Genomic DNA, 12851 nt, shown 5'->3' on the forward strand with positions numbered 1-12851 from the left:
GTCGGCCATCCGGGCGCCGGGGCCGGTCGCGGAGGGCCGCCGGGTCCGCGCCGGCGTCCCGCCGACCGCCCGGCCGCCGCCGCCGGCGCTCGCACTGACTGCCGACAGGACCTCCGAGGCAGGCCCTAGGCTGGTCATACCGAAGAACACCCGCATCGCACTTACCGGGAGGACCCCCGTGCGGTACCACAATTCGATCATCGAGCTGGTCGGCAACACGCCTTTGGTGAAGCTGAACAAGGTCACCGAGGGCATCAGCGCGACCGTGCTGGCGAAGGTCGAGTACTTCAACCCCGGCGGGTCGGTCAAGGACCGCATCGCGATGCGCATGATCGAGGCCGCCGAGGCGTCCGGCGCGCTCAAGCCCGGTGGCACGATCGTCGAGCCGACCTCGGGCAACACCGGTGTCGGTCTGGCCATCGTGGCTCAGCAGAAGGGCTACAAGTGCATCTTCGTCTGCCCTGACAAGGTCTCCACCGACAAGATCAACACGCTCCGGGCCTACGGTGCCGAGGTGGTGGTCTGCCCGACCGCCGTCGCGCCCGAGCACCCGGACTCCTACTACAACGTCTCCGACCGCCTGGTGCGGGAGACCCCCAACGCCTGGAAGCCGGACCAGTACTCCAACCCGGAGAACCCGGCCTCGCACTACCACTCCACCGGCCCGGAGCTGTGGGAGCAGACCGAGGGGAAGATCACCCACTTCGTCGCGGGCGTCGGCACCGGCGGCACCATCTCCGGTACCGGCAATTACCTGAAGGAGGCCTCCGGCGGCAAGGTCCAGGTGGTCGGCGCCGACCCCGAGGGCTCGGTCTACTCGGGCGGCACCGGCCGTCCGTACCTGGTCGAGGGCGTCGGTGAGGACTTCTGGCCGACCGCCTACGACCGCAACGTCGCCGACCGGATCGTCGCGGTCTCCGACAAGGACTCCTTCCAGATGACCCGCCGCCTGGCCAAGGAGGAGGGCCTGCTGGTCGGCGGCTCCTGCGGCATGGCCGTGGTGGCCGCGCTGGAGGTGGCCCGCGAGCTCGGCCCGGACGACGTGGTCGTGGTGCTGCTGCCGGACGGCGGCCGCGGCTACCTCTCGAAGATCTTCAACGACGACTGGATGGCCGACTACGGCTTCCTGCCGTCCGAGACCGACGAGGCGCACATCAGCGAGGTGCTGGCCCGCAAGGTCGCCCTCCAGCAGGACGGCATCCCGCAGTTCGTCCACATGCACCCGGGCGAGACGGTCGGCGAGGCCATCAAGGTGCTGGGCGACTTCGGCGTCTCGCAGATGCCGGTGGTCTCGCCGGGTGCCGGCCACCCCGACATCATGGCGGGCGAGGTGATCGGCTCGGTGGTGGAGCGCGAGCTGCTCAACGGGCTGCACGCGCAGGAGATCCAGCTCACCGACACCCTGGACAAGGTGATGTCCAAGCCGCTGCCGGTGGTCGGCTCGGGCGAGACCGTGACCAGCCTGATGACCGTGCTGGAGAAGGCCGACGCGGCCGTCGTGCTGGTCGAGGGCAAGCCGCAGGGCATCGTCACCCGCCAGGACCTGCTGGCCTTCCTGGCCGGGCGCGGAGGCCACTGATCAGTCGTCAACGGTGCTTCCCGGCCGGCGGGATGGGGATCCGTCCGGGCGTGAAGTGGTACACCGACGACATGTCCACGCAGCACAGGGTTAACAACCGTCGGGCATCGTAGGGATCAACGGCAAGACGCCGAGCAAGGTGACGGCAGCGACCGGGAGCGGCTCCCTGGTACTGCGGTCGCCCGGACGCGCCGGTCGGCCATGAACCGCCCGCCGCGTCCTGTCCTCCGTCCCGGTCTCCGGCGGCGGAGGGGCCCTCGTGGGGGCTGCCGTCGTCCCGCCCCTGTGCCGAAGATCCCGGCCTTCCGGTCGGTCCAGGCCGACAGGGTGCGGCGGTCCTCGCGGTGCACACCGCGCCGTCAGGCGCGGCTCCGGCGGCTCCCGGGTGGGGGAGCCGGGCCGGAGAGCCGGTCGGGCCGGTCCACGTTCAGTGGGCCGGCCCGTACCGCTTCCCCGGGTTCCGCGGGGCGGCGCCGGCTCGGCGTTTCCACCGGACGGTCCGGCTCGCCTACGCTCGCACACATGACCAGCACTGACCTGCCGGAGCAGGACGCCCCCCGTTACGTTCGCCTCACCATCGAGCTCATCGCCGAGATCACCGACGAGCAGGCTCTGAAGACCGCCGCCCTGACCCAGGTCGAGGGCGACGAGTACCTCGACGACGAGGAGCGCGCCCAGTCCGTCGAGGCCATCGAGCTGGACCCGTCCGGCTCGCTCGCGCACTTCGTCGACCCGGTCGCGCTGCTCGGCGACGTCCCCGGCGTGGAGCTGACCTCCGCCACCTGGGAGTCCGCGCGGACCGACTTCGATCCGGACGAGGAGTCCTGGGACGAGTACCAGGTCGGCCAGGAGGACTGACCAGCCATCCCGAGCGCCACGAGCCGCCCGATCCGAAATGTCCGGATCGGGCGGTTTTTCCGTTATCTGACCTTGGTGGCCATTGAGGCATTTGTTGTCATTTGAGGCTATTGATGGATCTTGAGTTGATCTTTAGTAATCTCATACGATCTCAACCCTTAAGTGACGGAACCGCTTCGCCCGATATCGCGTTGTTTTGTCCGTAACACCCCGACGAACAGGAGGGCGCGAAGTGACGGCACCGGAGAAGCGGCAGTCCCCCACCGCCGGCGGCTGGAGCCGTCGTGGTGTACTCGCGGGGCTGCTCAGCGCCCCGCTGGTGCTGGTGGCCGGATGCGACGGCGGGGCACGGCGGGGGAGTGCCGCGGGCGGTGGTGCGGGTGCAGGCGCGGGGGCCGGTGACAGTGCGGGCGCCGGCGCGAGCGCGGCGCCCGCCCCGAAGGCCTCGGCCGCGAAGATCACCGTCTCGCCGGCCGACGGCACCACGGACGCCTCCTTCAGCAGGCCGGTCACCGTCGCGGTGGCCGACGGCACCCTCGCCTCGGTCAGGCTGGTCGACGCGGACGGTGACGAGGTAGCCGGCCGACTGGCTCCCGACGGCTCCGGCTGGACCTCCACCGGGCGGCTCGGCAGCGGCACCGAGTACCGGCTCGCGGCCGTCGCCGCCGACGGCGACGAACTGCGGGCCGACGTCGACGCCCGATTCACCACCGCCACCCCCGCCCGCACCTTCACCGGCTACTTCTCGCCCGAGGACGGCTCGGTCGTCGGTGTCGGGATGCCGGTCAGCATCCGGTTCAGCGAGCCGGTCACCAACCGCCGGGCCGTCGAGCAGGCGATCGCCGTGACCGCCGACCCGGGCGTCGAGGTCGTCGGGCACTGGTTCTCCAGCACCCGGCTGGACTTCCGCCCCGCGCAGTACTGGACCAAGGGCACCGAGGTCACCGTCAGGCTGCGGCTCAAGGACGTCGAGGGGGCGACGGGTGTCTACGGCACCCAGTCGAGGGACGTGCGCTTCACCATCGGGCGCAGCCAGACCAGCGTCGCCGACCTCGGCGCCGGCACCCTCACCGTCACCACCGACGGGGTGGTCACCGCCACCTACCCGATCATCGGCGGCTCGCCCCGGCACTGCACCTGGGCGGGCAAGCTGGTGATATCCGAGCGGTACCAGCAGACCAGGATGGACTCCTCCACGGTCGGCCTCGGCGACGAGTACGACATTCCGGATGTGCCGCACGCCCAGCGCCTGACCACCTCGGGCACCTTCATCCACGGCAACTACTGGTCGCCCGCCTCGGCGTTCGGCCGCGCCAACACCAGCCACGGCTGCATAGCCCTGCGGGACGTCAAGGGGGCGGGGGACCCGGGGACGAGCGGGGCGAGGTTCTTCCGGAGCTCGATGGCCGGAGACGTGGTCGAGGTCGTCAACTCCGGTGACCGCACGGTCGATCCGTCCAACGGTCTGAACGGCTGGAACCTCTCCTGGACCGACTGGAGGGCCGGCAGCGCCCTCTGATCGCCGCGCCCGGGGGCTGCCGAGGTCCGGCGCGAAGCCCCCGACCGCGTCCCCGACCGCGTCCCCGACCGCTCCTCGGCCCGCCTTCGAGCACCTGTCAGGGCTCGCGCCGGTCCTTACGCTTGAGTCTCCAGCGACGGGAGGCCCCAGAGTGGCGGACATGGACGACGACGCCCTCCGTACCATCGGCGACCTGTCCCGGCTCACCGGGATACCGGTGAAGACCATCCGGTTCTGGTCCGATGCGGGAGTGGTGCCGCCGACCGACCGCACACCCGCCGGCTACCGGCTCTACGACCGTGCTGCACTGGCCCGCCTCGACCTCGTCCGTACGCTGCGCGACCTCGGCGTCGACCTCGCCACCATCCACCGGGTGCTGGCGCGGGAGACCACCGTGGCCGAGGTGGCGGCGGCCCACGCCGAGGCGCTGGACGTCCAGATCCGGACGCTCCGGCTGCGCCGCGCGGTGCTCAGGGCGGTGGCCAGACGCGGGTCCGAACCGGAGGAGTTGGAACTCGTGCACAAGTTGGCCAAGCTCACCGATCAGGAACGCCGCCGCCTGATCGGCGACTTCATCGACGAGGCCTTCGAAGGGCTGGACGTCGGACCGGAGTTCGTGGCGAAGATGCGCGGTGCCATGCCCGAGCTGCCCGAGGACCCGAAGCCGGAACAGGTGGACGCCTGGATCGAGTTGGCGGAACTGGTGCAGGACGAGTCGTTCCGGGCGAGTGTCCGCAGGGCCGCCGCGTACCAGGCGAAGGAGCGGGCCGAGGGGGCCAGGACCGGAAGCGAGGCCGATTCGCGACTGGTCGTGCTGGTCCAGGAGCGGGCCGGCACCGCGCTGGCGGAGGGTACCGAGCCGGACAGTGCGGCGGCCCGGCCGGTACTGGACGAACTGGCCGCCGCCTTCGCCGAGGTCTTCGGCCGCAGCGACGGCGCGGAGTTCCGGGGCTGGTTGCTGGAGCGGTTGGAGACCGGGAACGACCCCCGGATGGAGCGGTACTGGCAGCTGATCGCGTCGATCAACGGCTGGCCGTCCATCCCCAGCTTCGGCCCGGTCTTCGAGTGGCTGATCGGAGCCCTGCGCAGCAACCCGGCCTGACGCCGGGGGATTCGTCCGAGCACGCCGACCGCGGTCCGCCGGCTTCCACGGCCCGGGCCGTCCCGGTGGGCGGTTCGCCCCGGTCCGGTTCGCCCGGCGGGTGGCCGGGCCGGGGTGTTCCGAGGAGACGATCCGCCTGATGGCCCGCAGCGGTGACCTGACGTACCAGGACTTCAAGGACATGTCCGAGAGCTAGGCCGGGTCCGCTTCCCGGCCGCCGGCCCCGCCCGCTCCCCGTGAGCGGGCGGGGTCGCCGTCCTGCCCGCCCCGGGCGGCGTCAGCCGGCGCGTACCGCACATGTGCACAGAGTGTGGAGATCGCCGCGGCAGGGCCCGGTGCGGCCGAAAACCGGCGGGATGCCCGCCGCTGTCCCGACCGTTTGCCCGGTGCCGCGCTGAGTGAGCACTAGGCTCATTGGTATGACCGAGCACCAGCTTCCCCAGGGCTTCGAGACCCTCGCCATCCACGCGGGTCAGGAAGCAGACCCCCAGACCGGGGCCGTCGTCACGCCGATCTACCAGGTGTCCACCTACAAGCAGGACGGCGTCGGCGGCCTCCGCGGCGGCTACGAGTACAGCCGCTCCGCCAACCCCACCCGCACCGCGCTGGAGGAGTGCCTCGCCGCACTCGAGGGCGGCGCCCGCGGCCTCGCCTTCGCCTCCGGCCTCGCGGCCGAGGACACCCTGCTGCGCACCGTGCTCCAGCCGGGCGACCACATCGTCATCCCGAACGACGCGTACGGCGGCACCTTCCGCCTGTTCGCCAAGGTGCTGGCCCGCTGGGGCGTGGAGTTCGACGTCGCCGACATGCGGGACCTGGCGGACGTGCGCGCGCAGCTGCGGCCGAACACCAAGGCCGTCTGGGTGGAGACGCCGTCCAACCCGCTGCTCGGCATCGCCGACCTGACCGCGCTGGCCGAGATCGCACACGTCGCGGGCGCGCTGCTGGTGGTCGACAACACCTTCGCCAGCCCGTACCTGCAGCAGCCGATCGCACTCGGCGCGGACGTGGTGGTGCACTCCACCACCAAGTACATGGGCGGGCACTCGGACGTGGTCGGCGGTGCGCTGGTCGCGGCCGACGCGGAGCTCGGTGAGCAGCTGGCCTACCACCAGAACGCGATGGGTGCGGTCTCCGGCCCGTTCGACGCCTGGCTGGTGCTGCGCGGCATCAAGACCCTGGGCGTCCGGATGGACCGGCACAGCTCCAACGCCGAGAAGGTCGTCGAGCTGCTGACCCGCCACCCGAAGGTCTCCCAGGTCCTCTACCCCGGCCTGGCCGAGCACCCGGGCCACGACATCGCCGCCAAGCAGATGAAGGCCTTCGGCGGCATGGTGTCGTTCCGGGTCGCCGGCGGCGAGGAGGCTGCGGTCGAGGTCTGCAACCGGGCGCAGCTGTTCACCCTCGGCGAGTCGTTGGGGGGTGTGGAGTCGCTGATCGAGCACCCCGGCCGGATGACCCACGCCTCGGTGGCGGGCTCCAAGCTGGAGGTGCCGGCCGACCTGGTCCGCGTCTCCGTCGGCATCGAGTCGATCGACGACCTCCTGGCCGACCTCCAGCAGGCCCTGGGCTGATCACCCCTCCCGGCCCCGGGTCCCTCGGGGGCGGGAGTGACCTTCCGGGCCGCGGGGAACCGGGCGCGACCGCGCACCTCCGCCGAGGGCCGGTCGCGCCGTTCCCCGCGCCCTGAACGCCGCACCTCGACCGGTGCGGCCCGACCGGGCGGTTCCGCCGCGCGCAGCGCCCGGCCGGTCGCGCCGCGCGGTTCTAGGCTGGCGGCATGCAGAGTTGGCCGATCACCACGGACGACGTCCGGGGCGCGCACAAGATGCTCGCCGGGGTGGCCCGGGTCACCCCGATGGAGAGCAGCCGGCACCTCTCCGGGCTGATCGGCTCCCCGGTGCACCTGAAGTGCGAGAACCTGCAGCGCACCGGTTCGTTCAAGCTGCGCGGCGCCTACGTGCGGATCGCCGGGCTGTCCCCGGTGCAGCGCGCGGCGGGCGTGGTCGCGGCCAGCGCGGGCAACCATGCGCAGGGCGTGGCCCTGGCGGCGTCCCTGCTGGGGGTGCGCTCCACCGTGTTCATGCCGCTGACGGCCCCGCTGCCGAAGGTCGCCGCCACCCGGGAGTACGGCGCCGAGGTGCGGCTGCACGGCGCCAACGTGGACGAGGCGCTGCAGGCCGCGCAGCGTTATTCGGAGGCGACCGGCGCGGTCTTCATCCACCCCTTCGACCACTGGGACATCGTCACCGGCCAGGCCACGGTGGGCCTGGAGATCCTGGAGCAGTGCCCGGAGGTGCGCACCATCCTGGCCGGGGTGGGTGGCGGCGGCCTGATCGCCGGGATCGCGGCCGCGGTGAAGCCGCTGCGGCCGGACGTCCAGGTGATCGGCGTCCAGGCGGCCTCGGCCGCCGCGTACCCGCCCTCACTGGCGGCCGGGCGTCCGGTGTCCCTGGACCACTTCAGCACCATGGCCGACGGGATCATGGTCGGCCGACCCGGAGACATCCCGTTCGAGGTGGTCAACACCCTGGCTGACGGCGTCCGTACGGTCTCCGAGGACGCGCTCTCCCGCGCGCTGCTGCTCAGCCTGGAGCGGCTCAAGCTGGTGGTCGAACCGGCCGGGGCCAGCCCGATCGCGGCGATGCTGGAGCAGCCGGACGGCTTCCGGGGCCCGGTGGTGGCCGTGCTGTCCGGCGGCAACATCGATCCGCAGCTGATGCAGCGGGTGCTGCGGCACGGCCTGGCGGCGGCCGGCCGCTACCTCTCGCTGCGGGTCCGCCTCGCAGACAAGCCGGGCTCGCTGGCCGACCTGCTCGCGGTGCTGACCCAGGTGGACGCCAACGTGCTGGACGTGGCGCACGTGCGGACCGACCCCCGGCTCGGCCTGACCGAGGTCGAGGTGGACCTGCACCTGGAGACCAAGGGTCCGGAGCACTGCGCGCAGGTGATGAGCGAGCTGCGTGCCGCGGGGTACGTGGTGGCCCAGTAGCCCCTCTCGAAAGCAGGGGTAGCCAGTAGGCCCGGAAAACCGGTGGGCGCTGTCAGTGTTGCCTGGCAGGCTGGGGAGCCGGGCCGTGCCGGGCTTCGAAAAACGCCACGGAACCGAGCCTTGACGCGATATATCGCAATCTGCCATTCTCGCGATGTATCGCGTTTTCCCTTGCCGGTTGGGTGCAGTGCGCCCTGCGCGGCGGGGCGGGGCGGACAGAACGCTCGAACCTCGAATCGCTCACAGGAGATGAGACAGGCCCATGGCGCCAGCCATCCAAGCCGAGAACCTGGTCAAGACCTTCGGGGACGTCCGCGCCCTGGACGGCGTCAGCCTGGACGTCCCCGAAGGAACGGTGCTGGGCCTGCTCGGCCCCAACGGGGCGGGGAAGACCACCACCGTCCGAGTCCTCACCACGCTGCTCCAGCCCGACTCGGGCCGGGCCACGGTCGCCGGGGTGGACGTGCTCAAGCATCCCAACAAGGTGCGCAGCCTGATCGGTCTCTCCGGCCAGTACGCCGCCGTGGACGAGTACCTGACGGGCCGCGAGAACCTCCGGATGGTCGGTGAGCTCTACCAGATGAGCTCCCGCGACGCGAAGGCCCGCGCGTTGGAGCTGCTGGAGTGGTTCAACCTCACCGAGGCCATGGACCGCCCGGCCAAGACCTACTCCGGCGGTATGCGCCGCCGCCTCGACCTGGCCGCCGCGCTGGTGGTCCGCCCGCCGGTGATGTTCCTGGACGAGCCGACCACCGGTCTCGACCCGCGCAACCGGCTGGCGCTGTGGGAGGTCATCGAGTCCCTGGTCGAGCAGGGCACCACCCTGCTGCTCACCACCCAGTACCTGGAGGAGGCCGACCGACTCGCCCACGACATCGCGGTGGTCGACCACGGCCGGGTGATCGCCCGGGGCACCGCCGACCAGCTCAAGGCGCAGATCGGCGGCGAGCGGGTGGAGGTCGTGGTGCACCGGCGCGAAGACCTCTCCGAGGCCCTGGCAGCCCTCAGCCAGTACGCCAAGGGCGACGCGGCGGTGGAGAACAACACCCGCAGGATCACCGTCCCGGTCAGCGGCGGCGCCAAGGTGCTCGCCGACGTGATCCGCGAGCTGGACGCCCGCTCGATCGAGATCGACGACATCGGTCTGCGCCGCCCCACCCTGGACGACGTCTTCCTCTCCCTCACCGGCCACGCCGCCGAGGGCCGGGAGGGCGGAGAGAGCGACGAGCAGCAGTCGGCCAAGGGCCGCCGAGGCAGTGGAAAGGACGCCTGAGATGACCACCACCACGGCCACCGAACCCGCCGTCGGCCACCCCGCCCCCGTCCACCGGAGCGGCATCGCCGCCACCCTGCACGACTCCTGGGTGGTCGCGAAGCGCAACCTGCGCCGGATGACCCGGATCCCCGAGATCGTGGTCTTCGGGCTAATGCAGCCGGTGATGTTCGTGCTGCTGTTCTCGTACGTCATGGGCGGCGCGATCCAGATACCCGGGACACACGCCAGCTCCTCCGCGTACACCCAGTTCCTGATGGCCGGCATCTTCGCCCAGACCGTGACCTTCGCAACGGCCGGCGCCTCCGCGGGCATCGCGGAGGACATGACCAAGGGCCTGGTCGACCGCTTCCGCTCGCTGCCGATGGCCCGCTCCGCAGTGCTGGTCGGGCGCACCCTGGCGGACCTGGTGCAGACCGCGTTCACCCTGCTGGTGCTGGCGGTGGTGGCGCTGCTGGTCGGCTGGCGGATCCACGACGGCCTCCTGCCGGCGCTCGGCGGGTTCGCGCTGCTGCTCCTGCTCGGCTACGCCTTCTCCTGGATCGGTGCGCTGATCGGGCTGCTGGTCCGCAGCCCGGAGGCGGCCACCTCGGCGGGCCTGATCTGGCTCTTCCCGCTGACCTTCATCTCCAACGCCTTCGTGCCGATCACCAGCATGCCGGGCTGGCTGCAGGAGGTGGCGTACTGGAACCCGTTCAGCGCGACGGTGCAGGCCGCCCGCCACCTGTTCGGCAACCAGGTCGGCCCGGTGGACCAGTCCTGGCCGATGCAGCACGCCGCGCTGGTCTCGGCCGGCTGGTCGGTGTTGATCACGGTGGTGTTCTCCTGGCTGGCGGTCCGCAAGTACCGCAAGGCCGCGGGCTGAGCACCGGGCGCACACGACGGAGCGGCCGTGCCCCTCGCCGGGGCACGGCCGCTCTCGTACGCACGTGGCGGGATCAGCCCTCGTAGGGCTTGACCTCGACGATCTTCACGCTGGCCTGCTTGCCGTTCGGCAGCTCGTAGGAGGCCTCGTCGCCGATCTTCTTACCGTCGATGGCGCGGCCGAGCGGGGACTGCGGCGAGTAGATGTCCAGGTCGTCGCCGCCCGCCTCGCGGGAGCCGAGCAGGAACTTCATGGTGTCGTCCAGGTCGCCGTCGAACGCGACGGTGACGACCATGCCGGGAGCCACCACACCGGAGTCGGCCGGAGCCTCGCCGACCTTGGCGCGCTCCAGCAGCTGGGTCAGCTGGCGGATCCGGGCCTCGTACTTGCCCTGCTCGTCCTTGGCCGCGTGGTAGCCGGCGTTCTCCTTGAGGTCACCCTCCTCACGCGCGGCCTCGATCTTCTGGGCGATCTCGATGCGCCAGGGGCCGGTCAGGTGCTCCAGCTCGGCCTTGAGCTGGTCATAGCCGGACTGAGTGAGCCAGGTCACGTTCTCGCTGGTCTGGGTCACGGGTGCTCCTCGTCGGTGCTGGGCTGTGCTGAGGTTGGTCGTCAGCAGGGGTGGTGCCGTGCATTGCAAAGGTTGGTCGTACTACAAAGCAACGCCCACTCCCGGGCCGACCGGCGCGGAAGGGGCGAAACCACGAGCCTAACAACTTCCGATCCGGAGCGGGAGAGGCCGGTACGGAGCTTTGACACGCCAAAGCGTGCGGCCGGCCGGAGCCGCTCTCCGAGAGATTCCCGCCCGCACCGGGGAGTATGCGCCGACCGGGCGCCGGTGTGCCCCGGCCGGGCCTGCGGCCGGTCCGGACGGCTCACCCGGACCGGGTCACTTGCCCGGGGTGCAGCCCAGCAGCTCGGCGGTGGTGCCCCAGTCGGTGGTCTTCAGGGTGACCACCTTGCTGTAGCTGCTGCCGGCGGTCGGTACCGGGAAGTCGTACTGGCCGACCACGGAGCCGCTCTTGTCCTGGGAGCGGACGGTGCAGACCCCGCCGGTGCCGTCGCTCTTGCGCACCGACAGCTGGAGCTGCACCTCGTGCGCGGAGACCACCTGGAAGGTCGGGACCGTGCCGTTCATCGCCGTCTCGCGCAGCAGGTACGAGCCGCCGAGCCAGGCCACCAGGGCCAGGAGGAGCGTCCCGCAGACGATCGCGGCGATCCGCAGCTTCCGGTCGGCCTCCTCATCGCTGCGGCGGCTGTAACGGCCCTCGGGCAGCGGCCGGGCGGACGTAGGGCTGGAGGTCATGGCGGGCTCGGTCCTTTCGACGAGGGGCGATCGGCCGGTGGAGGGAATGGACGAGCCCTTCAGTCAGTCACTATAGGAGGGGCATGGCCGCGCCGGAGGCGGCGGGGGAGCCGGCCCGACGAACCGGAGATACCCGGAAGGAACCAGGCGTTGACTGAGCAGTTGCGACTGATGGCGGTGCACGCGCACCCGGACGACGAGTCCAGCAAGGGTGCCGCCACCATGGCCATGTACGTCTCCCAGGGCGTGGACGTCCTGGTCGCCACCTGCACGGGCGGGGAGCGCGGGTCCATTCTCAACCCGAAGCTCCAGGGCGACCCGTTCATCGAGAAGAACATCCACGAGGTCCGCCGCAAGGAGATGGACACCGCACGCGAGATCCTCGGCGTCAAGCAGGCCTGGCTGGGCTTCGTGGACTCCGGCCTGCCCGAGGGCGATCCGCTGCCGCCGCTGCCGGAGGGCTGCTTCGCGCTCCAGGACGTGGCCGAGGCGGCGGCGCCGCTGGTGAAGCTGATCCGTGAGTTCCGTCCGCACGTCATCACGACGTACGACGAGAACGGCGGCTACCCGCACCCGGACCACATCATGACCCACAAGATCTCCATGCTGGCCTTCGACGCCGCGGGCGACCCGGACGCCTACCCCGAGACGGGCGAGCCCTGGCAGCCGTCCAAGCTCTACTACAACCACGGCTTCCCGATGGGCCGGATCCGCGCGCTGCACGCCTACCTCACCGAGCACGGCCTCGACTCGCCGTACGGCGAGTGGATCGCGGGCTGGGAGAAGAGCGGCCGCAAGGAGCGCGAGATCACCACCCGGGTCCGCTGCGACGACTGGTTCGAGGTCCGGGACAAGGCGCTGATCGCCCACGCCACCCAGATCGACCCGGACGGCCCGTGGTTCCGCGTCCCGCTGGACGTCCAGCGGGACGTCTGGCCGACCGAGGACTACGAGCTGGCCCGCACCCTGATCGGCACCGACCTGCCCGAGGACGACCTCTTCGCCGGTCTGCGCACCCCGAGCCCGGTCGCCTGACCTGCGGCTGTCCGCCAGACGGGCGATACGCCCCACCCCGGTGACCCGGCCGATGTCGGGCCGGGTCACCATGGAGGAATGAGCACCCCGATGAGCTTCACCGACCTCGCCACCGGCCTCGCCCTCGACGACGCCAAGGTGACCCCCGGCCTCCTCGGCTTCGTCGTCTTCGCCGCCCTGGGTGTCGCCACCTGGTTCCTGGTGAAGTCGATGAACAAGCAGATGAAGCGCGTGGACTTCGCGGAGGAGCCCGAGGCCGCGAAGGAGTGACGTCCGGCAGCGAAGGGACGCCCGAGGCCGCCGAGGGGTGACGCTCGGTCGC

The 12851-nt window shown here is 71.2% G+C and carries 12 protein-coding genes; 10 read left to right on the forward strand and 2 right to left on the reverse strand.

The annotated features are described in order from the left end of the window. The first annotated feature begins 178 nt into the window (after positions 1-178). The 8 genes from ACZ5ON_RS15605 to ACZ5ON_RS15640 all read left to right on the forward strand — a co-directional run bounded on the left by ACZ5ON_RS15605 (position 179) and on the right by ACZ5ON_RS15640 (position 10188). The gene (locus tag ACZ5ON_RS15605) at positions 179-1579 is read left to right on the forward strand and encodes a cystathionine beta-synthase (protein WP_427393553.1); all 1401 of its coding nucleotides are present in this window, start codon (positions 179-181) and stop codon (positions 1577-1579) included. Between the two features lie 522 nt (positions 1580-2101). Next, positions 2102-2437 (forward strand): hypothetical protein, encoded by a 336-nt coding sequence (locus ACZ5ON_RS15610; protein ID WP_344638710.1) that lies wholly within the window; start codon positions 2102-2104, stop codon positions 2435-2437. A 232-nt stretch (positions 2438-2669) separates the two neighbouring features. Further along, positions 2670-3956, forward strand: a complete 1287-nt coding sequence (locus ACZ5ON_RS15615) for a L,D-transpeptidase (RefSeq protein WP_465591592.1) — start codon at positions 2670-2672, stop codon at positions 3954-3956. 160 nt (positions 3957-4116) lie between these two features. Next, positions 4117-5058 (forward strand): helix-turn-helix domain-containing protein, encoded by a 942-nt coding sequence (locus ACZ5ON_RS15620; protein WP_465591595.1) that lies wholly within the window; start codon positions 4117-4119, stop codon positions 5056-5058. A 419-nt stretch (positions 5059-5477) separates the two neighbouring features. Further along, positions 5478-6632 carry a cystathionine gamma-synthase gene (locus ACZ5ON_RS15625; protein ID WP_465591598.1) on the forward strand — a complete coding sequence of 385 codons (1155 nt, stop codon included), beginning with the start codon at positions 5478-5480 and terminating at the stop codon, positions 6630-6632. 206 nt (positions 6633-6838) lie between these two features. Beyond that, entirely contained in the window at positions 6839-8050 is a 1212-nt protein-coding gene (gene ilvA, locus ACZ5ON_RS15630) for a threonine ammonia-lyase (RefSeq protein WP_465591602.1), read from the forward strand. 262 nt (positions 8051-8312) lie between these two features. Further along, positions 8313-9323, forward strand: coding sequence for an ATP-binding cassette domain-containing protein (locus ACZ5ON_RS15635; RefSeq protein WP_465591605.1), 1011 nt, complete (start codon positions 8313-8315; stop codon positions 9321-9323). 1 nt (position 9324) lies between these two features. Beyond that, positions 9325-10188, forward strand: coding sequence for an ABC transporter permease (locus ACZ5ON_RS15640; protein ID WP_465591608.1), 864 nt, complete (start codon positions 9325-9327; stop codon positions 10186-10188). 73 nt (positions 10189-10261) lie between these two features. Here ACZ5ON_RS15640 and greA read toward each other — a convergent pair whose 3' ends face one another. Beyond that, the gene (gene greA / locus ACZ5ON_RS15645; protein WP_344638702.1) at positions 10262-10759 is read right to left on the reverse strand and encodes a transcription elongation factor GreA; all 498 of its coding nucleotides are present in this window, start codon (positions 10757-10759) and stop codon (positions 10262-10264) included. A 318-nt stretch (positions 10760-11077) separates the two neighbouring features. Beyond that, positions 11078-11494, reverse strand: a complete 417-nt coding sequence (locus ACZ5ON_RS15650; protein WP_465591612.1) for a DUF4307 domain-containing protein — start codon at positions 11492-11494, stop codon at positions 11078-11080. Between the two features lie 150 nt (positions 11495-11644). On the opposite strand from ACZ5ON_RS15650, the gene mca reads away from it, so the two are divergent. Both mca and ACZ5ON_RS15660 read left to right on the forward strand, forming a co-directional pair. After that, the gene (gene mca, locus ACZ5ON_RS15655; protein ID WP_465591615.1) at positions 11645-12529 is read left to right on the forward strand and encodes a mycothiol conjugate amidase Mca; all 885 of its coding nucleotides are present in this window, start codon (positions 11645-11647) and stop codon (positions 12527-12529) included. 78 nt (positions 12530-12607) lie between these two features. Then, complete coding sequence (locus ACZ5ON_RS15660) at positions 12608-12799, forward strand: hypothetical protein (RefSeq protein WP_344638699.1); 192 nt, start codon at positions 12608-12610, stop codon at positions 12797-12799. The last annotated feature ends 52 nt before the right edge of the window (positions 12800-12851 follow it).

Source organism: Kitasatospora sp. NPDC032150 (genome assembly GCF_055579945.1).